This is a genomic window from Nostoc sp. (assembly GCF_054880495.1).
The window spans coordinates 1-22,082 of the sequence record NZ_JBTYKD010000214.1; the positions used below are offsets into that span (position 1 = coordinate 1).

A 22,082-nucleotide genomic window follows, 5' to 3' on the forward strand; every position below is an offset into this window, starting at 1 on the left:
GCGTACATCTGTCATTGGTGTCTACTTTTGCCTGGGCGAATGGAATAGAGCCTCCGGCACGCGATGCGAACGCGGCTACACAAACTCTCGTCCGCCTGCGCGGACTGACGAAAAATTAAGGATTTGAAACCTGCGGAGGCAGGTTTTGTTTGTGTAGACGCGGTTTCTAACCGCCCATTTCACCTTAATAGGACGTATATATCGCTGGCTCATCCTTTCTCTGACTGCTTACCTCATAGCTCACTGGACTTATCTCCAAATTCAGTTCCCATCACCGCCTGATTGGGGTCAAGCTGCAAAAACTGCACTTGAATCTATTTTCCCTCAACTAGTCATGTCTCTTCTTTTACTTGATATTGAACGATTAATTCCTCTTACACGTAGTTGTGGTTTTGACATCCATATTTCCAGGTGCAAGATATGAGTTGAAAGAGAATCTGCAAGGACTGGTCTCAAAGCCTTGTAAATATTGGCTTGCGAGTTTTCGGATGGGTCTATTAAATATAACCTGCAAATTATATGTGTTTTAGCTTAGCAGGATTGCTAAGAGGTTGTTTGAAAAGTCGCAAAGTATACTATAAATCCCTCTCCAAAGCTCTCCCCGAAAGGTTGAGAGGCTTAAAAACCTCAGACATCTGTCTAAAGAGAGAGAACTAAAATTTACTTGGGCGACTCTGCATATCGACAAAAAAATGGGACGGGCAAGATGCCCATCCCACAAGAAAAAAGAGAACTTTTCTCCAAAGCGGTTTCGTTAGGTTAAACTTCTCACTGTCTAATAATGAGTACCAGTTTTACGATGGTTAATGGCAGTCACAGCATCAGGTTTGAGTAATTTACCTTCGTCCACAGTTGCATACACAACCCAGTGATCGCCACATTCCATACGTTCCTTGACTGAGCATTCCAGATATGCCAAAGCGTCGGTAAGGACGGTACAGCCGTTATCTGCAACTGCTGTACTAAAGTTGGCAAATCGATCTTCCCCAGGTGCGAAAGATTTACGGAAATGCTTCATGTAATCTTGATGATTGCCTTCAGGTAAGATATTTAAGGCAAACTTACCGCCTGGATACATCAAAGATTCGATCGCTCGGTCTTTAGCGATCGCAACGGTGAGTCCCGGTGGGTTGAAAGTAGCTTGAGAAACCCAAGCGCCTAACATTCCGGTGGACACTTCTCCTTGTTTGGCTGTCACCACGCAGACAGAACCAACGATCCGACCAACAGCCTGTTCCACTGGAGTAGCGGCTTGTTGTGGTACGCGTACCTTTTTAGCCTTTTTCAAACTCTGGGCAAAGTCTGTACCTACTTCTTCACAGAATTTGAGAGTGACATCATCAGGCTTAAACTTCACCTTCAGGGTGTCAAAGCCAAAGCGATATCCAGCATCCCGGAGTTTACCTTCTATTAAGTCAAAAGCTTCGCCACTCCAGCCATAGGAACCAAAGACCCCAGCGAGTTTGCTGTTGTCACCGCTTGATAAAACAATACCTAAAGCAGTATGAATGGGAGTTGGCGCATGACCACCAATGGTAGGAGAACCGATGATAAAACCCTCTGACTGTGCTAGGCTAGTCCGAATTTCATCAGGGGTGGCAAATTCGCAGTTAATCGATTTGACTGCAACTCCACCTTTGGTTAGTCCCAGAGCGATCGCTTGGGCTAAAGTCCCCGTATTTCCGTAAGCTGAGGCATAAAGTAGGGCAACGGAAATCTCGCGATCGTTGTGAGCGCGGCTCCATTCTCCATAAGCTTTGGTAAGCTCGATTAAGCTGGTACGTACTAAGGGACCATGACCCACAGCATACATTCTCACCTGCAAATCTGATATTTTCTCTAAAGCTGCTTCCACATGAGGAGTTTGGGGAGCCATTAGGCAGTTAAAGTAGTAACGCTGGTCTTCTTTGAGCGCTTCCCAATTATCATCAAACACTTCATCACCACAAAGATGAGTTGCAAATAACTTATCTGTGTAGAGAATTTGAGTTTGCTGATCGTAGGTACAAAGTCCTTCCGGCCAACGTGGACTAGGAGTGGGGAGGAATTTTAAAACATGACCTTTGCCTAAATCCAGAGTTTCTTTCCCCCGCATCACCAAGACTTTTAAATCATGCTCTAAAAAAGCAGCACGCAAATTATTCGCACCCGGAAGAGAACAGACAAAAGTTACCTGTGGTGCCAGTTCTAAAATTGCTTTGAGGGTTGCAACTCGATTGGGATTAAAATGACCCAGGATTATATAATCCAAACGTTGCAAATCTAAAGTCTGGCGCAATGCCTCTAAATAAATTTCGGTAAAGCTTTCTGGCGGTGGATCAATAAGTGCGGTTTTATCAGCTTCAATTAAATAGCAATTGGAGGTAGTACCTCTTTCAAGTGCGTATTCAATTTCAAACCGCAGACGTGACCAACTACGTGCTCTAAGAGTCTTGGTATTTGTCGCAATTGGTAAAACTTGTACGTCGCGTGGCTTGGAATTGGTCATAGCTGTTGGGTAAAGTTGGGGAAATATCTGGAAAAACCGGGCAAATTTTGCCCAGTTTTTAAAGCGTTTAAGAAAGCCGCTAAGAGGATTTGGGACTCTCATCTAATACCATTTTAAATTTTAGATTTTAGATTTTGGATTGTGAAACATCCATTGGATAAGCGTTTCAGGTTTCCATCTGTCGCAATCATTTTTAAAATTGGTATAAATAGAGAGATGGGGAGTTTGAGGTTCTGAGACTGAAATTTGAGCCTTTGAACCTCAACGTTGAGCCTTTTAGGCTGGAACTTGAGCCTTTAAACCTCAATATTGAGCCTTTGAGGCTGAAGCTTTAAGTTTCAACTCTCCATTAGTAGTAATTACCCACTTTCCGATGACGAACAGCTGTCAGTCCGTCGTTTTTGGAGACACGACCTTCTTGGACGGTGCAATATAAAATCCAGTGGTCGCTGCATTCCATACTGCTCTGTATTTCACATTCCATATATGCCAGAGCATCAGTTAGAATCGGAGAACCGTTTTTCGCAGTTTGAGTTTTCACTCCTGCAAAGCGGTCAGCACCGGGATGCAAGCGCTTGAGAAAGTGCTTTTTCAATTCTTGATAATTGCTTTCTTCCAAAACGTTGAGGACGAAACGATCGCCTACTTGCATTAAGGAATCAATGGCGCGGTCTTTAGCAACGGCAATTGTCAATCCTAATGGTTGCAAACTTGCTTGTGTTACCCAGGAGGCCAGCATTGCACTTGACATATCTCCTTTTTTAGTGGTGACTATATACAGTCCACTACTAATCCGTCCCAGCGCCTTTTCCATGTTGACGTCGAGGGACTTGATTTGCTTGATGTTGCGATCGCGCACTAGCAATTGTCCGAAATCTTTACCCGCTTCTTCACACAACTGGAATGTGGATGCAGTGGGAACTTCTCTAATCCGAATCGCGGGAAAAGCTTCTTTGATGCCAGAGTCGAGAAATTTTCTGCGGAGTGTATCGATAGGTTCATCATCCCCACCGTAACATTCAAACAGCCCAACCATTTGCTTGTTCTTGGCGACAGCTAGCACCGAACTGATACTAGCTTGGGCGGCGGCGGCGGAAGTCGGGGGCATACCGATAATTATCCCAGCTGCTCTTCCGGCTAGTTCTTGAATTTCTTGGCTCTCAGCAGTACTCAGATCCAGTACTTCTACCCCAACCCCGGTTTTCAGTATACCTTCGCCAATTGCATGAGCAAGGCGTTCGCCATACCCGTAATCTGAGACAAAAAACAAGCCGATGGTGGTTTCTGCTTTAGCTTGTTTTTGGCTCCAATTTTCGTAGCAACCGGTTAGAACGTCTAGATGGTGGTATAATAATGGGCCGTGACCATTGGCGATAATATTAATCTTCCCTAGATCACCCATGCGCTTCATCGCATTCACCAGCGAACGAGCGTTAGGTCCCATCAAGCAGTCGTAGTAAAATCTAAAGTCAGCTTCGATCGCTTCTAAATCTTCATCGAAGGTGCGATCGTCACAAAAGTGCATCCCAAAAGCATCACAGGTGTAAAGGATTTGGGTTTTGCGGTCAAAGCTAAAGATTGTATCTGGCCAGTGCAGGTTAGGCGCACTCACGAATTCGATTTCGTGCCCTTTGCCGATATCGATGCGATCGCCTGTTTTGACAACGCGCTTAGAAAAAGGATCGTGTACTAAGCCTTCCAAAAACTGAAGCGCAACTTTTGAGGCTAAAACAGTGGCTCTAGGAGCTAATTGCAGGACATCTTCTACTAAGCCGCTATGGTCTGGCTCTGTGTGACTAACAATTATGTAATCAATTGTTTTGGGGTTGACAAGACCTTTTAGAGTCTCTAAATACAGATTGCGAAACTTCTGGTGAGAAGTATCAATCAAAACTGTTAGTTCGCCCCTAATGAGATATGAATTGTAGGTTGTGCCGTTTTGCAGTCCGAATTCGATATCGAAGCGATCGCGGTCCCAATCAAGAGAGCGAATCGCTGTTGTGTTAGGGGCAATTTCTACAGTTTGTATAGTTAGCCGATGTTGAACGTTCTCTGCGACCGCTACCATTATTCGTCTCCGAGCGCAAATTAACAGGTTTTTCTTCTGCCCCCATTCTCCCTATTATTATTTGTTTTAGTTGTAATGAATGTCAGTTTTTGACAAATTTAACTTGTATCAATTATTGCTGTTTTTTAGCAACAAATATGAATCAATAAATCTACTAAATATTAATTTATTCCGAAAAAATTACTGAGTATTTAATTTTGCTATTCATCTTTTTTTATCCTAATTCAAAAATATCATGTTCATCACATTATTTGACAATAAAAACTTAAAAATTAAATGTTTTTGGAGTTCATAGCAGTTGTCAATTAACTTAGGATTTACTTACGCACGAGTTACGGAAGAACTAACCGCAGAGGCGCAGAGAAGCCAGTGTGTTGCGGTGATCAAAAGGATTTGCCCTCATCCCCCAACCCCGAATCCCAGATTTGGGATTCGGGGAGCCAGAATTTCAAAGTCCCTCTCCCATATTTGGGAGAGGGATTTAGGGTGAGGGCAAAAACTACGCTTATCAACGTAAGATGAGGTTTATTTGATAATCAAGATTTATTCCAGGACGTAACTATTTGGTATCATTAACAATCCATCGGCTATTTTGGGCATCCCATAAAAGGAAAAAGTATACAGAACCAGGAATTACTTTTCCATTGTTCATCAAGTATTTGATTTTAGCATTTACTGTAGCTGTTTGTGCAGTTGCTTCTAGCAAACTAACTTGTAGGATATCTACGTTTTTAACCTTTCCTCCCCACCAGTCAATATATGAAAGATAGCCATCTGGATTCCGGCGTTTATTATTTTGATAGCTAGGAGAGAGTTGATTCCATCCCGTTTGAAAATCACGTTTATTAATAGTCTCAAAATAATTTTGCACAGCTTTTTCTGGTGTTATTCTATCGATTTGAGGCTGTGTTGAAGAAGGTAGTTGAGCAGATTGGGTGGGACTAGGAACGTTATTGATAGGAAATTGCGATCGCACAGGTGATACTTCTTGCTCCTGTGGTTCTTTACTTGTGGTAGGTTCTGGAGTAATGGAAACCGGGGATTGTAGAGGTGTCGGCGTATCTTGCAGTGTTGAAGAAGGTAGTTGAGCAGATTCGGTGGGAATAGGAACGTTATTGCTGGGAGGTTGCGATCGCACAGGTGATACTTCTTCATCTTGTGGTTCTGGAGTGATAGAAACTGGGGATTGTAGAGGTGTCGGCGTATCTTGCACTTGATCGCGGGTTGGGGAAGACTCAGATAAAACGCTTGACTGTAGCACTGGTTGAGGCGATTTAGTAAGGGCAAAACCAATGATTATAGAACCACCAATCAAACTACCTACAATTAGACTGGGGAGAAATTTTTCTCTGTGTCCACTATTTTGATGAGCAGGTTGATACGAAGGCGCTGGGCTGACAGAAACTGTCTTTTTAAGTGTTGTAGAAGGTGTAGTTATTGCTGGTGGTTGGATATAAGCTACTTTAGAGCAAGTTCCTGCACCAAATTGTAAGACTTTTAGCATTTCTTTAGCAGTGGAAAAGCGATCGCGTGGATGGTAAGCGATCGCCCGATCTATCACCGCTAACATTGTCTGACTCACACTCAGAGCGTGTTTGTGCCAGACAATTTCCCCGGTAGATGGATCTGTTTCTAATTCTTGTGGCTGTTTCCCCGTCAGGAGATAAATTGCTGTGATTCCTAAACTATATAAATCACTAGAATAAATTGGCCTACCTGCTGCTTGTTCACTTGGCATATATCCAGGCGTACCAATCACAATCGAACTCGTAGGATTTCCTTGGGAATTCACCACTGTTCCCATCGTTTCCCGGATCGCGCCAAAATCAATCAGCACTGGCTGGCGATCGCGATGACGCAAAATGATATTATCTGGCTTGATATCTCGATGGATAATCCGCTGATTGTGTACGTATTCTGTTACTGATAATAAACTTACTAATATTTCTTTTACCGCACTTTCACTTAATGAGCCTTGCTCGTGAACTTTTTTAGTTAAGGTATCACCTTCAATCCACTCTTGAACTAAGTAGAATTGACCATTTAGCTGGAAGTAAGCATACAAGCTGGGTATCTGTTTAGTTGCGCCGCCCAACTGTTCTAAAATTGCCGCTTCCCGCTTGAATCTCTCTTGCACCAACTGGTAAATCTGAGGATTATTTTGAATCGGTCTAAGCTGTTTAATTACACAACGGCGGTTAGAAGGCATTTGGATATCTTCTGCCAAGAAAGTCTCACCAAATCCGCCACTTTCTAAAGTCTGAATCACTCGATAGCGGTTGTTTAGCAGTGTTTGCATAAATTAGCGCTGGTAAAGACAAGGGGATTTTGTGGTTTGTCCCATTTACTTTCTCTGCAATTAAGTTTTTTCGTTAGCAGCAGTCTAAACATTACTGAGTTAATTTTGCTAATATTTACTATATTATGTGTAAATTAGCTATTGTTTAAATCAGTGTAAATAACCATAATAAAATTCTTTTAAATGTTTAATTCCGCGTAGTAATACTGAAGATTAAGGGAAAATAATCTTGCAATAAATGATAATTAACTGATAGCGATCGCTTTGCCCGCCGAAGGGCATCGCTTCAAGTACTCAATTCGGAGATAGTTGAACTACAACTGACATATTGATTTGAATACTTGCAATAATTCGATTGAAGATTCAGAGCGAGTTATATCTAGTTTTGGCAATAATTGATAAATTGGAGGATTTCCTTGCTGTAGATATACAAACTGGTAATCCATACCATTAGTAGTCACACCCCAAACTGATGTTTGATTTTCTAGACTTTTGTAGGCATAGGTAAGCAATTGTGGCAAGCCTTCCAAAGCATTAAAACTACTATTTTTAGATTCGATCACTAGTATCCAAAAAGGCGTAGTTACTATTCTTTCTTGAGTCTTACTAACAGCTAAAATATCCATCCGTCTTTTGATATTCGTATCTTCATCTTCAACGGAGATGTTAGCAATATTTTCTTCTAAGGTAATCTTAATACTAGAATGATAAAAACCAGCTAATTTCATTAATGGTGCGAGAAAGAGGAATTTGATTTGCCCTTCCGAGATTTTTCCTGCTGCATAGTAACTACGAAATAGATTGCTGATTTGTGATAGTTCTTGTTGTTCAAAGTCTGTGAGAGATTTCAGGCATAGTAATGATGTAATTGAGCCATTTAACTGTTCTTCAAATTTCAGCAAGCGTTGAACGTCTTCCAGGCTGAGATTTGTTGCGTCTAAAGTAGTAGTCATCAATTTACTCCTTTATAGCCTTTATAAGAATAACTATATAAGATTATAAGTATTATTGCTATTGAAGCAGTGGTAAGTGAATAATTCGGTTTTGATATTCATCATTAAAAGATGCTTGAGCAATTAGACTTTATCAACATTTTCATCAAGAAGATATTTGAGAGTCATGTGCTTTTTTCATTGCATCTCTTTCAGCTATCATTTTCCTCAGTTTTATTACAACAGGCGGCGGATTGCGTCGCTGTTCTTCCTGCATTCTGTGACTCCACTCTAGCCAATCAGCTATGTAAGCACTGACTGCTTGCTTGTTATGCAGGTAATAGACAATAGTTGCATATACTTGCTCTAAAGTTACTGATGGATAACTTTGGGAAATTTCCTCTGGAGTTCGAGCGCGATGGATGAAATCATAGAGTATGGTTTCAATTCCTACTCTTGTACCTTTGAGTCGAATATCATCAGCACGCTGAAAGTCGAAGTAATCTTCTAGTTGCATAATTTAGCTGATTATTTATCTACCCCTAAAATCATCTTACATACTTGTAAAATACTCTTGCAATAAATGGTAATGAACTGATCGCGATCGCTTTGCCCGCCGCCAGTCTTACCCTGAGCAGTTCGACAGGTTTTACCCTGAGCTTGCCGTTCGCGCAGCGTCTCGTAGAGAAAGGCTCACTGTCACACCTGCGCCCTACCCTTCGGGATCTTGCTACGCGGAGCGTCTCGTAGAGAAGGGCATCGCCAAATTGTTGAATCAGTTTTCCAGTTAGTTATCTAAAATAAGACTGGAATCAGTTGATCTAATTGCTGTTAAATCTCATGCTCGTGCTAAATCTAGCAGTATTGTGCTTTTCTCTGAACCACAATTCTCCTTCCCCCCTCTGGGGTTAGATAATCCTGAATTCTCCCTCCTACCCTCTTGCGAATTTTTAATTAGTTGATACACTTGTTCTTCATTAGCCCAGTGAACCAGCGCCTATGGTGCATATCAAGCGCGTGGAACTTACGAACTTCAAATCCTTCGGTGGCACTACCTCAGTCCCATTGCTACCGGGGTGTACTGTCATATCTGGGCCAAATGGTTCGGGTAAATCTAATATTCTCGATGCACTCCTATTTTGCCTTGGACTCTCCAGTTCTAAAGGAATGCGAGCCGATCGCTTACCCGATTTGGTAAACAACACCCAAACGGCTAAAGGACGGGCTTCTATTGAGGCTAGCGTCACTGTAACATTTGATTTGTCGGATGAAATCTCACACAAAGACGCAAAAGCGCAAAGTGAGGAAGTAGAAGAAGATCAGGAGAATTCCCACTCCCCACTCCCTACTACTTCGGCTTCGCTCAGTACAAGTCCCCACTCCCCAACTGAATGGAGTGTCACTAGAAGGCTGCGAGTGACTCACCAAGGGACTTACACATCGAATTACTCTATCAATGGTGAAGCTTGCACGCTGACGCAGTTGCATGAGGAATTAAGTAACCTGCGGGTTTATCCTGAAGGCTATAACGTGGTGCTGCAAGGGGATGTCACCAGCATTATCTCGATGAATACGCGGGAACGTCGGGAAATTATTGATGAATTGGCTGGGGTGGCGGCGTTCGATCGCAAAATTATCCAAGCTAAATCAACTTTAGATGAGGTGAAGGAAAAAGAAGATAGCTGTCGGATTATCGAGACGGAATTAACCGCACAGCGCGATCGCCTTTCCCAAGATCGGGCGAAAGCTGAGAAATATCAAAAGCTTCGCACGGAATTTCTGGCTAAACAATCGTGGGAAGCTGTTTTATCATGGCGATCGCTACAAGCACAACAAGAAAAGTTAGTTAACGAAATTCAAACGGGCGATCGCAATTCTACTGAACTAACTACCCAACTCACAAACCTAAATTCCGAAATTGTCCAAAAAACTGCTGAACTTGAACAACTCAATGCTCATGTAAAAGCGTTGGGAGAAGATGAACTTTTGGCGGTACAATCTACACTTGCCACCCAAGAAGCAGAACGTAAACAACTCCAGCGTCAGCTAACGGAATTAGAAACAGCTTCTCAAGAAACTGCTAAACGTCTGGCTCAAACTCAACAAGAAATTCAAAAACACCGTCTTTCCCTAGAAGAAATTGCCGAAACACACATTGTAGAGACGCGATTCATCGCGTCTTCCCAGCAGCAAAGGGATGAGGCGCAGCAAGCGCTACAAAGTTCCCGCGAAGCAGCCGCAGAAATTGCTTCGGCTTCGGAAGCGTGGGTGCAGCAACAAACGGCATTCAACCGTCAAATTGAAACTTTGCTGCAAACTCTGGAACCACAACGCACCGAACAAGCACAACTCAGGGAACGCAATCACCAGTTACAGCAGCTGATCCAAGAGCAAACTCAGTTAATTGAACGCGACGAACCACTATTAGCAGAAAAACAAGCTGAGTGTAATCAAGTTGAAACGGAATTTAACACCTCTAGCGAACCCATCCAAAATTTAGCCCAAAATCTTTCAGCCACAGAACAAGAATTGCAAATCCAACAGGAAACCCAAAAGCGACTTTTGCTAGAACAACGGGAAAAACAACGTCAGTTGGATAAAATAGAGGCGCAAGCGCAAGCACAACAAGAAGTTCAAGGAACCCAAGCTAGTAAAGTCATTTTACAATCGGGAATGCCTGGACTTTGTGGCTTAGTTGTGCAGTTGGGAAGGGTGGAACCCCGCCATCAGCTAGCTTTGGAAATGTCTGCTGGTGGACGTTTGGGACATATTGTAGTTGAAGATGACAGCATCGCCGCAGCCGGAATTGAACTCCTCAAACAGAAACGTGCTGGGAGGGCGACTTTTTTACCATTGAATAAAATTCATGCTCCCAAATTTACTCAAGATGCAACGCTGCGTTTTGCCAACGGCTTCGTTAACTATGCTGTTAACTTAGTCGATTGCGATCGCCGTTACAAAGATGTATTCAGCTATGTCTTCGGTAACACCGTAGTATTTGCCAACCTTGAGGCGGCGCGGAAAAACTTAGGACTGTATCGCATCGTCACCTTAGATGGGGAACTTCTGGAAACTAGTGGTGCAATGACTGGTGGTAGTAACAGCCAGCGTTCGGCGTTGCGGTTTGGGAATGCGGAAGCGGCAGAATCTGATGAAGCGATCGCTTTCAGAAGTCGTTTGGTGGATATTGAGCGGGTTTTAGAGCGTTGTACTGAGGCGATCGCAACTTTATCAACCAGAACCAAAAAACTCACCCAAGAACTCACAGAAGCGCGTCAGGCGCGGCGGGAACAGCAGTTACAATTGGAGCAGTTGCAGAAAGATATTAAGAATTTGACAGCGCAATTAGAGGGGACGCGATCGCAACGAGTCCAAAACAGCGAAAAGTTAGCCACTGCTCAATCCCGATTGGAAATTTTGGAGCGGGAATTACCGGGACAAGAAAATCAGTTGCAACAATTGCGACACGCTTTAGCAGAGTTGGAAGCATCCCAAACTCCCAGCGAATGGCAGCAAATCCAGGCAACCATTAAAATCCAAGAGCAACAATTACAACAACGCGAAACGGCATTAAGGGAAGCAGAACAAAGATTAAAAAATTTAGAAAATCAGCAACAACGTTTACAAGAAAAAATCCAAGAAGGTGAAACGCGAATTACAGAATATGAAACCCAACAAATCTCTTGTAGAGACGCGATTCATCGCGTCTCCACACAAACCACAACGATAAACGACCAAATCACCCAAACCCGTTTATCGTTGAGTCAAATGGAGCAGAATTTAGGAGAAGAGAAACAAAAACGCGACGCTACAGAACAGGAAGTGCGATCGCATCTTTTACGCCAACAACAATTAGAATGGGAAATCGAAAAACTCCAAGAAACCCAACAGAAGCGGCGGGAGGAATTAGTTGCATTACAAAGCCAGTTGCGGGATGTAGGAGCAGAATTACCAAATCCCTTGCCGGAAGTTCCAAATCAGGTAGACTTGGAAGAATTGCAGAAAGAATTGCGATCGCTTACCAAACGCTTACAGGCAATGGAACCAGTGAATATGCTGGCGTTGGAAGAACACGAACGCACCCAAAACCGCCTCCAGGAACTCACGCAAAAGTTGCAAACCTTAGAAGGCGAACGCACCGAACTACTTTTGCGGATTGAGAATTTTACCACATTGCGGCAACTTGCCTTTAAAGAAGCTTTCGATGCTGTCAATGAAAACTTTCAATCGATTTTTGCGATTCTTTCAGACGGCGACGGCTATTTACAACTCGAAAATCCCGAAGATCCCTTTACCAGTGGACTGAATTTAGTCGCGCACCCCAAAGGCAAACCTGTACAACGCCTATCTTCCATGTCTGGGGGAGAAAAATCACTCACAGCCTTGAGCTTTATCTTTGCCCTGCAACGCTATCGCCCATCGCCATTTTACGCTTTTGACGAAGTAGATATGTTTTTGGATGGAGCAAACGTAGAACGATTAGCTAGAATGATTAAACAACAGTCACAACAAGCGCAATTTATAGTTGTAAGTTTGCGTCGTCCGATGATAGAATCAGCCGAACGCACAATTGGCGTTACTCAAGCACGAGGAGCTTACACTCAAGTTTTGGGGATTAAGTTACAATCATCCAATACATCTGCTTGAATTTTTGTTAATAATAGTGTATAGATAAACCACGCCATGCGGGACTTTCTCTCAAACGTAACCCCCAACTCCAACCCTTTTAGGGAAGGGGAGCAAAAATCAAAGCCTCTAACGCCACTTGCTTCAAGTCGGCAGAGCCGCCCAACGCAGTGGCTCCTCCCAGTGGCGGAGCCACTGCGTTGCGGGGGTTCCCACGGCAGTTCCTTCTCCTATCGGAGACGCTGCGCGAACAAGTCGGCAAAGCCGCCCAATGGACTGCCTCCCCGTTCTAGCAACTGGCGTGAAAGGTTTTGAGAGGGGTTTCAAGAATAAGTTGCACATCGCGTTAAACCGGATTCGAGATCAGGACTCGGTATAGAATGACCTCTGAACAGATAATTAGGCGTTCCGATATATTAAATACCCAGGTGATTACCCGCGACAACGGTAAGCGGCTAGGCATCATCAGTCAAGTCTGGGTTGATATTGATCAACGAGAGGTTGTGGCTCTTGGTTTGCGAGACAGCCTGATCTCTATTTCGGGCATACCGCGCTATATGTACCTCAACAACGTCAACCAGATTGGTGATGTCATCCTGGTTGATAACGAAGATGTAATTGAAGATATCGAAGTTGAATCTCTCAGTAATCTGATTAGCTGGGAAGTAATTACAGAAACAGGTGAAGTATTAGGCAAAGTTCGGGGCTTCAAGTTCAACGCCGAAACCGGGAAGCTTAAATCCATAGTTATTGCTTCTTTAGGATTGCCCCAAATTCCCGATCAATTTCTGAGTACTTACGAGTTCTCAGTAGATGAAATTGTCAGCACTGGCCCCAATCGCTTGATTGTCTTTGAGGGAGCCGAAGAACGGGTGAACCAGTTGACAGTTGGTTTACTAGAGCGCCTGGGTATTGGCAAAGCACCGTGGGAGCGCGATACAGAAGAAGAATACGGCTATACTCCACCGCGCCAAGTTGCACCAGGAAATCAACTGCCGGCTGGAATGCCATTGCAGCCACCCAAGCAGAGAGTTCGCGCCCCCCAACCCGTAGCGCGGGAAGAGGAATGGAATGAAGACTATGTGGAAGAAGAAAGGCCACAGCGTCAGGTAATGAAAGCGCGGCAGTATGAATCTATTCAATACGAAGAAGACGAGGAAGAAGATAACTGGAGCGAGGCTACGGGTAACGACAAATATCAACAACCAGAACCGCTAAAATATGAAGCCCAGCCCATCAGTAAGCCTTATGTTGATGAATACGATGATTATGACGACGTAGAGGGCGATGCTTGGGAAGATGCACCGAAGCCGGTGAATATTCCCAAGAAAGTCAAGGAAAGACAGCCAGAATACGAAGAAGAAGGCGGATATTAATTAATTCGTAATACTTCTCTACGAGAGGCTGCGCCAACGGCTGCGCTCAGTACAAGTTCGTAATGACGCTCTCTACGAGACGCTAAAAGCGTAGCTTGCTTCTCTGTAAGAGTACGATGACTCGCTAACGCTGCGCTAACGTAATTTGTAATTCAACCGGAAAATTACGAAATATTTTAAGAGGTTGTTTTAAAAGTGGTTGGCTGTGATTTTAGGCACTTATTGATCCCCCCTAGCCCCCCTTCAAAAGGGGGGAAACCGGATCAAAGTCCCCCTTTTGAAGGGGGATTTAGAGGGATCTAGAACGTTTTGCTACCGACAAGAGGACTTTTAAAACATTCTCTAAGATTAATTTAGCCCTTTCCTTAGTTACAAGGAAAGGGCTAATTTTTTAGAACGCAGTAGAGTACGTTAACGACAGCGTAACGCACCGTCTAAACTAGAGGGTAATTTTGTCATCCTCAACCCCTCTCCTTAACAAGGAGAGGGGGTGGGGTGAGGTACAGGTTTACCTCATTCTTATTAGGAAACACTATAATTGCTAGCTATTACTGCTGTTATCAAATCTGTCAAACCTTTTAAATGCTAAGAGGCAAATACCTGTGGCCAAGTTGTGATTACAAAAACTACAACTGCGGCGATCGCTAACAAGCCTTGAATCAAATTTCCAACCAAAGATCCGACGACAATTCCGATACCCGCCTTAACGGCTAACCCGAATTCACGTCGGTAAAGATACTCACCAATAATTGCTCCTACAAGCGGCCCTAGTAAAATTCCTAACAGTGGCCCCCCAAAAGGTAATGTTGGTAATAATCCCAGAAATCCCACTACCAAACCGACAATTGCACCAATTTGCCCCCACTTGCTAGCTCCAGCTTGTCTTGCTCCCACATAGCTAGCTAAAAAATCCACTCCGACACTGAGAAGTAAAACAATAATTGTCACAATTAGGGGAATCTTGATCGCTGCAAAGGAACTACTAACGACTCCCCAGACGATAATTGCAATTAAGATTAAGCTGCTCCCAGGAATAGCTGGAACTACCGCACCGATAATACCCACAACCATTACGGCAAGTAATAGCCAATAAATAATTTGCATAGATAAAATTGTAAATTTCTAAATTTCCCAGTAGTAGGGGCACACATCTGTGCGCCCCTACTATATATTGTATCTGTACCGTTTCTAACCCAAACCCATAACCACAGGCGTAGTGATAGCACAAGCCGTTCGTACTGAGTAACTGAACTTCCCAAACACTCCAAGATAAACCTCAAAACCCATGACGAGAAAAATATTAACTGGACTAAGTTCAGCAGCCTACGAACACCCATTTGATCGCAAAGCCTTGGCTTCTTTGCAAAATATGCCCGGTGTCTCCCTGCTACTCAAAAAAGTTAATGAATACGGCATCGATCGCTTACTCAGACTGCAAAGCCTTGGGAGTGAAATCAGAATTTCGCCCCGTAATTTTCCCCAATTGCATCAGACATTTGTAGAAACCTGCCAAATTCTTGATGTTGCTCCACTTCCTGAATTGTATCTGTTTCAAGGCACTGGTCATATTAAAACCTACATTGTTGGGGTGGAAAAACCCCTTGTTGGCATCAATTTAGATGCAATGGAGTGGCTTGACGCAGATGAGTTGCTTTACGTTTTCGGACACGAAGTCGCTCGCATCAAGAGTCAGCACATGATATATCACCAAATGGCAATTGTGATGCCAACTTTGAAAAATTTGTTGAGCAGTACCACACTGGGGATTGGTGGTTTAGTAGCTGGTGGAATGGAACTGGGTTTGTATAATTGGCGGATGATGGCTAGGTTCACTGCTGATCGGGCTGCAATGCTTGCTTGTCAAGATATTGACGTAGCAACTACTACACTGATGAAACTCGCCGGTTTGCCACATGACTACTTAACTCCTCCTGTGATCGAAGATTTCCTCATCCAAGCTCGTGAGTTTGCATCAAATAACTTAGATAGTGTGGATAAACTCACCAAAATATTAAGCTATACAGAATCAGGGCTTTCGTGGGTAGTTATGCGGGCTGGTGAGTTATTAAAATGGGTTGATTCCGGAGAATATGATAATTTAATTCAACAGCAAAATTTAAAGGCACCGGAAGAAGCGGAAGAAAAAGAAGTAAATACACCCGAAGAAAAGGAAGGGTGGAATTTTTTGACTTCTTGGTGATTGAATTTTAAATTTTAGACTTTCCTGCAGAACGCTACGCGTAGCTTGCTTCTCCGTTCGCGGAGCGTCTCGTAGAGAAGGAGTACGGCGTGAGCGCTACTTCGACCCTTCGATAGACTCAGGGGCAGGCAAGCTCAGTACAAGTCAGTCGAACGCTTTTAGATTTTGGATTGCTGATTTTAGATTAAATTCTAAACTAGCGAATCTGCTAAGTACACGTCACTGTAAAAGGGGTTCGGAAATATTGAGACTTGATGTTGGGTTCCACTTCGTTCTACCCAACCTACGAATGATTAAATTCCATACCCTTTTTGTGGTGTTCTGTACTAAGTACTAAGAGTAACGGCTAATTTATCAGCAATTCCGGCAATCCAGTTTTCATCTTGTTTGGTATAACTCCGAGGAGTATTCGCTGCCAAAATTAGCGCACCTTGGTTGCCAATAGGTTGACAAATTACACCTTGAGTATTTTCTGGTAAATAATCAAATTCAACCCTACCTGGATATACTTTTAGTGCTACTAGATAAATCGGCTTTTGTTTTTCGAGTACTTGTTTTAAGATTACTCCTGGTACAACTTCAGATTTAGTACCTAGAATGCCGCGACGCAACAAAACTTTACCTTGATAAAAAACTACAAGCGATCGCGTTACTGTATTAGTCAACAATAAATGAGATGCCCAGGCTAGCTCAGTTTTCACGGCTTCTGGTAAATCTGCTGCTAGTACAAAACCTTCTTCTCCAATTAGTTCTACAGTATCAGGCGATCGCGGCTGAACTTGCTGCCAAATTAAACCCGTCAAAATTAACACCGCACTCAAAATCACGCCCACCACATCACCACGCGCTTGGGATTGAGTTAGTTCCACTGTCAATAAACGGTTAATTAGCAAAAGTACAGAGCCTAACCCACCTACGACAAGGGGTAGACGCCGCAAAACTCGATTAGGATCAGGTTTAGTCATTAGTCATTGGGCATTGGGCATTGGGCACTTGTACTAACTTGTACTGAGCGGCGTCGAAGTAGCGTTCGCGTAGCGTCTCGTAGAGAAGTCGTTGGCGCAGCCTCTCGTAGAGAAGTATTGGGCATTGGGGATTAATCAATAAGTATCTCCTCCCCCTGCTCCCCTGCTCCCCTGCTCCCCTGCTCCCCTGCTCCCCTGCTCCCCTGCTCCCCTGCTCCCTTATTTCCTCACTCCTCCCCTGGTTCAATAATCCTCTGGAAAAGATAACCAGTACCCCGCGCTGTCAAAATCAATTCTGGGTTGCTAGGATCATCTTCTAACTTTGCCCGCAAACGAGATATATGTACATCTACTACGCGGGTATCCACATGACGTTCTGGTGTATAACCCCAAACTTCCTGTAAAATTTCCGAACGAGAAAAAGCTTCTCCAGAGCGACTGACTAACAACTCTAACAAGCTGAACTCCATACCCGTCAATCGAATCCGCTCATCGCCTTTGTAAACTTGTCGCTTATTCGTATCGATTTTAATAATAGCGACATGGATCACCCCAGAACTAGGAATGCCAGAACCACCGGTTTTATCTACCCGCCGCAACACTGAGCGAATTCGAGCTTCTAGCTCCTTGGGGGAAAATGGTTTAACTACGTAGTCATCAGCACCCAATTCTAGCCCAGTGATGCGATCGGCTACATCCCCCAAAGCTGTTAGCATAATAATGGGCACATCTGATTCTTTTCGTAATTCTTGACATACACCATAGCCATCTAGCTTTGGCATCATTACATCCAAAACTACCAAGTCAGGATCAGTTTTGCGAAAAATTTCTAAAGCTTCTTCCCCGTCGCCAGCCGTCACTACATCGTAGCCAATCATGGAAAGGCGCGTTTCCAAAATCCGGCGAATGCTGGCTTCGTCGTCTACCACCAAGATTTTTTCTTTATGGCTTTCCAAGTTTCTCAAGGCTCCTTCACTAAAAATTTACATGATTAATTTTTAATATCATAATATTAAGATATCATTCCATCAATTGATTTGGAAAAAGCTCTAAATACTACTATGATTAGATTTTAGTTTTTTTCAAGAATTAAGTAAATATTAAGATTATTTAATAATATTTAAGAATGGCAAAGCCAAAAACCTTTTTTGTTTGTAACGATTGTGGAGCAGAATCCCCCCAGTGGTTTGGTAAATGTCCAGCTTGCGGCACTTACAACTCTTTGGAAGAACAAATTTCTATTCAATCCTCAGTAGATGTACCCAGTCGGGGGGGAGTTAGTAGTTGGCAATCAACTCAAACCAATGGCAAATCTCGCGCTAAACCAGCGAAAGCGCGAGCCTCCTTAACATTTGACCAAATTACCGATCGCCAAATCGCCCGTTGGGAGTCTGGTTATGGAGAATTGGATCGCGTACTTGGGGGTGGGATTGTCCCCGGCTCTATGGTGCTAATTGGTGGTGATCCGGGTATCGGTAAATCTACTCTATTATTGCAAGTATCAAATCAATTGGCGCAAAAATATCGCATCCTTTACGTAACTGGTGAAGAATCGGGACAACAGGTAAAACTACGAGCTTCTCGCTTGGGAGTATCAAAAAATCTCAGTGTGGTGAATGAGGAGAATGTTACAGTAGTAGAGACTACACTTCCCATAGATCCTGACAGTATAGGTGCAGATTTATATGTACTGCCGGAAACAGATTTAGAAGAAATTTTACGCGAAATAGACTCTCTAAAACCAAACGTGGCGGTGATTGATAGTATCCAAACAGTGTTTTTTCCGGCGCTGACTTCTGCACCAGGTTCGGTGGCTCAGGTACGGGAATGTACCGCAGCACTGATGAAGGTGGCAAAGCACGAAGATGTCACCATGCTGATTGTGGGACACGTCACCAAGGAAGGAGCGATCGCTGGTCCAAAAGTTTTAGAACATTTAGTAGATACAGTGTTGTATTTTGAAGGCGATCGCTTTGCCTCCCATCGGTTATTACGGACAGTAAAAAACCGCTTTGGCGCAACTCACGAAATCGGCATCTTTGAAATGGTGACAGATGGATTGCGGGAAGTTGCCAACCCCTCAGAACTATTTTTAGGCAACCGTGACGATCCTGCTCCTGGTACAGCGATTGTAGTTGCTTGTGAAGGTACTCGCCCGATTGTTGTCGAGTTGCAAGCTTTGGTGAGTCCCACCAGCTACCCTTCCCCTCGGCGGGCTGGAACTGGTGTAGACTACAACCGCCTAGTGCAAATTCTCGCCGTCTTAGAAAAACGGGTGGGAATTCCGATGTCCAAGTTAGATTCTTACGTTGGTTCTGCGGGTGGGTTGAATGTGGAAGAACCGGCGGTAGATTTGGGAATAGCGATCGCGATCGTTGCCAGTTTCCGCGATCGCATCGTTGATCCCGGTACAGTATTAATCGGTGAAGTTGGGTTAGGCGGACAAGTGCGATCGGTTTCCCAAATGGAACTGCGGTTGAAAGAAGCTGCAAAGTTGGGATTTAAACGAGCGATCGTGCCAAAAGGAACAAAATTTCCTGATCTTAATATTGAGATATTACCAGTATCTAAAGTAATAGATGCAATTATTGCCGCTATCCCGCATCAGGAACTAACAAATGACGATTTAGAACCCGATGAAGATGAGTAACCATAGCTTTGCTTTTTCAGTTGTTGGGAGGCTCAATACAGTAAAATACCACAGCAAAGGAGAATCCACGATGACAACCCTTAGCCAAGACTATCAAATCACTTGGGAAAAACTACCCGATGATTACAAACTGCCAGATGATCCAGTGGACAACATCAACCAAGCAGCCTTAGCAGCTGCACTTACACAAAGCTTAGAACTTGCCGGAAAACTCCCACCCAATGCGCTCACGCCAACTAATTATGGCATCTGCGCCACATTAAATGGCAAAATCGTCGTTAAAGCTCCAGACTGGGCGTATATTCCGAAAATCGGTGTTGATAGAGAAGAAGTAATACGCAGTTATACCCCTCAATTACAAGGAGACATCCCCGTAATTGTGATGGAATTCCTTTCTGATACAGAAGGCGGGGAATATTCCATTAAACCCACCTATCCCCCCGGTAAATGGTTTTTTTACGAGTGCGTCTTAAAAGCTCCAAACTACGCCATTTTTGAACCCGATAGCGGCAATTTAGAAGTTTATCGCCTAGATCACAATACAGGCAGGTACATTGTACAAACCTCCAACGAAAACCAACGTTACTGGATAGGGGAAATGAATCTTTACCTTGGCGTCTGGCAAGGTATGCGTGAAAACCGCACAGGAAAATGGTTGCGGTGGTGGGATGAACAAGGAAACCTTTTACTCTGGGGTACAGAATTAGTTGAACAAGAACGCCAACGCGCCGAACGACTAGCAGCACAATTGCGGGCTGCGGGAATTGAACCTGAAGATTAGACTTTTTGCAAAGAATTTAGATTTGCTAGATTAGCGAAAAATTTGCTAAATCTAGCATTTTTTTTAGAAGCAGGACTTACGCAATCAAAGCTTGAAACCTCGATCCCCCCTAACCCCCCTTAAAAAAGGGGGGAACTTGAAAGCCCCCTTTTTAAGGGGGTTGGGGGATCTCTTCTGCGTAAGTCCTAAGAAGGATGAAATTTTCAATAATCAGGTCTTGCGCTTTGTTACAATTCTGCGATCGCCTGCTGAAAGTGAGTTTACCAGAACTTACGCAAACAATAGCTAAAACCCTGATTTTGAGGTAGGGGCAATACCCTGCGGTCAGCTAAAGCTACATGAATTGCCCCAGAGTGCGCGTAGTTTTGCGTAAGTCCTATTTACCATAGGCTTTGTCTGTTTTCGGAAATGTCTGTTATTTCCAATACTTCGCACAGAGTTAAGTATGGTCAAATCGCTGAAACTCTAACCAGCCGTAAAACGGGATATTTTTTTCAGCATTGGGTTTAGGCTAGTTCCCGGTGCGAAACTAAATTTTCAAAAAATAAGGATACGGATTTAAGATGTTTCCAGGAACTAAAACCTTGGTTTTTAGGCTTTATAGAATGAGCCTTCTGAGTTTCGCACCGGGAACTAGGCTAACCTTGAAAAAATGCGTCGTTTTTGCCAGAGAATACCCTGTAAGGCTTTCAGTATCCTTCTAAAATTGTCCGAAGTATTGATTTCCGTAACCACTGACAGAGAAATTAGTTTATCCTGGAAACAGAAAAAGATTAAGAAATTTTAAATTCTGCTCCTACTGTACTCATGCAATGTATTGTTAATCGCCGCGCCCAGTTTTCAGCAAGTCATCGCTATTGGTTGCCAGAACTGAGTGAAGCCGAGAATATTGAAAAATTTGGTGCTTGTTCTAGATTTCCTGGACACGGACATAACTATGTCTTATTTATCTCCCTAGCTGGGGAATTAGATCAATATGGCATGGTGCTGAACTTGTCTGATGTGAAACACGTAATCAAACGGGAAGTTAGCAGTCAATTGGACTTCTCTTATCTCAATGATGTGTGGGCAGAATTTCAACAAACTCTACCCACCACTGAGAATATTGCACGGAGTATCTGGCAGCGTCTAGCACGCCATTTGCCTCTAGTCCGTGTGCAGTTATTTGAACATCCTGAACTTTGGGCAGATTATATGGGAAACACAATGGAAGCCTACCTTACCACCAGTACTCATTTTAGCGCCGCCCATCGGCTAGCTCATCCTAACCTCAGTAACGAAGAAAACACTGAGATTTATGGTAAGTGCGCTCGTCCCCACGGTCATGGACACAACTACCATTTAGAAGTCACTGTCAAAGGTAAAATTGACCCACGTACTGGCATGATTATTGATTTAGGCGCCCTGAATCAAGTGGTAGAAGATTATGTGATTGAGCTATTCGATCACACCTTTTTAAACAAAGACATTTCTTACTTTGCCGAAGTTGTGCCCACTGCTGAGAATATCGCACTTTACATTAGTAATTTACTGCGATCGCCTATTCAGGAATTGGGAGCGAAACTTTACAAAGTAAAACTGATTGAAAGTCCCAATAACTCCTGTGAAATCTACTGTACTGAGTCAGAATCAGAATCAGCCAGTGCAGCCATGAATCAGCCAGTCTTGGCACGAGTTTAGGTAATTGAAAATTTAGG

General features: G+C 43.5%; 15 protein-coding genes. 6 read left to right on the forward strand and 9 right to left on the reverse strand.

Annotation, left to right across the window (positions count from 1 at the left end; genetic code table 11):
• Positions 1-775: 775 nt before the first annotated feature.
• The 5 genes from ACYTXL_RS19680 to ACYTXL_RS19700 all read right to left on the reverse strand — a co-directional run bounded on the left by ACYTXL_RS19680 (position 776) and on the right by ACYTXL_RS19700 (position 8,304).
• Positions 776-2,488: a diflavin flavoprotein gene (locus ACYTXL_RS19680; RefSeq protein ID WP_461921571.1), complete on the reverse strand. Its 1,713-nt coding sequence runs from the start codon at positions 2,486-2,488 to the stop codon at positions 776-778.
• A 349-nt stretch (positions 2,489-2,837) separates the two neighbouring features.
• Positions 2,838-4,556: a diflavin flavoprotein gene (locus ACYTXL_RS19685; protein WP_461921565.1), complete on the reverse strand. Its 1,719-nt coding sequence runs from the start codon at positions 4,554-4,556 to the stop codon at positions 2,838-2,840.
• Between the two features lie 559 nt (positions 4,557-5,115).
• Positions 5,116-6,855, reverse strand: a complete 1,740-nt coding sequence (locus tag ACYTXL_RS19690) for a protein kinase domain-containing protein (protein ID WP_461921566.1) — start codon at positions 6,853-6,855, stop codon at positions 5,116-5,118.
• A 314-nt stretch (positions 6,856-7,169) separates the two neighbouring features.
• Positions 7,170-7,808, reverse strand: coding sequence for a restriction endonuclease subunit R (locus ACYTXL_RS19695; protein WP_461921567.1), 639 nt, complete (start codon positions 7,806-7,808; stop codon positions 7,170-7,172).
• A gap of 145 nt (positions 7,809-7,953) precedes the next feature.
• The gene (locus ACYTXL_RS19700; RefSeq protein ID WP_461921568.1) at positions 7,954-8,304 is read right to left on the reverse strand and encodes a DUF433 domain-containing protein; all 351 of its coding nucleotides are present in this window, start codon (positions 8,302-8,304) and stop codon (positions 7,954-7,956) included.
• A gap of 482 nt (positions 8,305-8,786) precedes the next feature.
• On the opposite strand from ACYTXL_RS19700, the gene smc reads away from it, so the two are divergent.
• Both smc and ACYTXL_RS19710 read left to right on the forward strand, forming a co-directional pair.
• Positions 8,787-12,434 carry a chromosome segregation protein SMC gene (smc, locus tag ACYTXL_RS19705; RefSeq protein ID WP_461921569.1) on the forward strand — a complete coding sequence of 1,216 codons (3,648 nt, stop codon included), beginning with the start codon at positions 8,787-8,789 and terminating at the stop codon, positions 12,432-12,434.
• Positions 12,435-12,793: 359 nt separating this feature from the next.
• Positions 12,794-13,789, forward strand: coding sequence for a PRC-barrel domain-containing protein (locus tag ACYTXL_RS19710; RefSeq protein WP_461921570.1), 996 nt, complete (start codon positions 12,794-12,796; stop codon positions 13,787-13,789).
• A 585-nt stretch (positions 13,790-14,374) separates the two neighbouring features.
• Here the strand turns inward: ACYTXL_RS19710 and ACYTXL_RS19715 are convergent.
• Positions 14,375-14,893: a DUF456 domain-containing protein gene (locus ACYTXL_RS19715; protein ID WP_461926220.1), complete on the reverse strand. Its 519-nt coding sequence runs from the start codon at positions 14,891-14,893 to the stop codon at positions 14,375-14,377.
• A gap of 181 nt (positions 14,894-15,074) precedes the next feature.
• On the opposite strand from ACYTXL_RS19715, the gene ACYTXL_RS19720 reads away from it, so the two are divergent.
• Positions 15,075-15,989 carry a M48 family metallopeptidase gene (locus ACYTXL_RS19720; protein WP_461926221.1) on the forward strand — a complete coding sequence of 305 codons (915 nt, stop codon included), beginning with the start codon at positions 15,075-15,077 and terminating at the stop codon, positions 15,987-15,989.
• 326 nt (positions 15,990-16,315) lie between these two features.
• Here ACYTXL_RS19720 and ACYTXL_RS19725 read toward each other — a convergent pair whose 3' ends face one another.
• The 3 genes from ACYTXL_RS19725 to rpaB all read right to left on the reverse strand — a co-directional run bounded on the left by ACYTXL_RS19725 (position 16,316) and on the right by rpaB (position 17,910).
• Entirely contained in the window at positions 16,316-16,954 is a 639-nt protein-coding gene (locus ACYTXL_RS19725) for a cofactor assembly of complex C subunit B (protein WP_461926222.1), read from the reverse strand.
• Entirely contained in the window at positions 16,954-17,079 is a 126-nt protein-coding gene (locus tag ACYTXL_RS19730) for a hypothetical protein (protein ID WP_461926223.1), read from the reverse strand. Before ACYTXL_RS19730 ends, ACYTXL_RS19725 begins: the two co-directional genes overlap by 1 nt.
• 102 nt (positions 17,080-17,181) lie before the next feature.
• A complete protein-coding gene (rpaB, locus tag ACYTXL_RS19735; protein WP_292795858.1) occupies positions 17,182-17,910 on the reverse strand; it encodes a response regulator transcription factor RpaB in 729 nt (242 codons plus the stop codon).
• A 170-nt stretch (positions 17,911-18,080) separates the two neighbouring features.
• Here rpaB and radA point away from each other — a divergent pair, with 170 nt between their 5' ends.
• From radA to ACYTXL_RS19750, 3 genes are all read left to right on the forward strand, one after another.
• The gene (gene radA, locus ACYTXL_RS19740) at positions 18,081-19,604 is read left to right on the forward strand and encodes a DNA repair protein RadA (RefSeq protein WP_461926224.1); all 1,524 of its coding nucleotides are present in this window, start codon (positions 18,081-18,083) and stop codon (positions 19,602-19,604) included.
• Positions 19,605-19,674: 70 nt separating this feature from the next.
• Positions 19,675-20,385 carry a Uma2 family endonuclease gene (locus ACYTXL_RS19745; protein ID WP_461926225.1) on the forward strand — a complete coding sequence of 237 codons (711 nt, stop codon included), beginning with the start codon at positions 19,675-19,677 and terminating at the stop codon, positions 20,383-20,385.
• A gap of 807 nt (positions 20,386-21,192) precedes the next feature.
• A complete protein-coding gene (locus tag ACYTXL_RS19750; RefSeq protein WP_461926226.1) occupies positions 21,193-22,065 on the forward strand; it encodes a 6-carboxytetrahydropterin synthase in 873 nt (290 codons plus the stop codon).
• Positions 22,066-22,082 lie beyond the last annotated feature (17 nt).

Excerpts from the sequence above, each read along its gene's own strand:
- ACYTXL_RS19680 (WP_461921571.1), bottom strand. The coding sequence starts at position 2,488 with ATGACCAATTCCAAGCCACGCGACGTACAAGTTTTACCAATTGCGACA.
- ACYTXL_RS19685 (WP_461921565.1), bottom strand. The coding sequence starts at position 4,556 with ATGGTAGCGGTCGCAGAGAACGTTCAACATCGGCTAACTATACAAACT.
- ACYTXL_RS19690 (WP_461921566.1), bottom strand. The coding sequence starts at position 6,855 with ATGCAAACACTGCTAAACAACCGCTATCGAGTGATTCAGACTTTAGAA.
- ACYTXL_RS19695 (WP_461921567.1), bottom strand. The coding sequence starts at position 7,808 with ATGACTACTACTTTAGACGCAACAAATCTCAGCCTGGAAGACGTTCAA.
- ACYTXL_RS19700 (WP_461921568.1), bottom strand. The coding sequence starts at position 8,304 with ATGCAACTAGAAGATTACTTCGACTTTCAGCGTGCTGATGATATTCGA.
- smc (WP_461921569.1), top strand. The coding sequence starts at position 8,787 with ATGGTGCATATCAAGCGCGTGGAACTTACGAACTTCAAATCCTTCGGT.
- ACYTXL_RS19710 (WP_461921570.1), top strand. The coding sequence starts at position 12,794 with ATGACCTCTGAACAGATAATTAGGCGTTCCGATATATTAAATACCCAG.
- ACYTXL_RS19715 (WP_461926220.1), bottom strand. The coding sequence starts at position 14,893 with ATGCAAATTATTTATTGGCTATTACTTGCCGTAATGGTTGTGGGTATT.
- ACYTXL_RS19720 (WP_461926221.1), top strand. The coding sequence starts at position 15,075 with ATGACGAGAAAAATATTAACTGGACTAAGTTCAGCAGCCTACGAACAC.
- ACYTXL_RS19725 (WP_461926222.1), bottom strand. The coding sequence starts at position 16,954 with ATGACTAAACCTGATCCTAATCGAGTTTTGCGGCGTCTACCCCTTGTC.
- ACYTXL_RS19730 (WP_461926223.1), bottom strand. The coding sequence starts at position 17,079 with ATGCCCAATACTTCTCTACGAGAGGCTGCGCCAACGACTTCTCTACGA.
- radA (WP_461926224.1), top strand. The coding sequence starts at position 18,081 with ATGGCAAAGCCAAAAACCTTTTTTGTTTGTAACGATTGTGGAGCAGAA.
- ACYTXL_RS19745 (WP_461926225.1), top strand. The coding sequence starts at position 19,675 with ATGACAACCCTTAGCCAAGACTATCAAATCACTTGGGAAAAACTACCC.
- ACYTXL_RS19750 (WP_461926226.1), top strand. The coding sequence starts at position 21,193 with ATGCAATGTATTGTTAATCGCCGCGCCCAGTTTTCAGCAAGTCATCGC.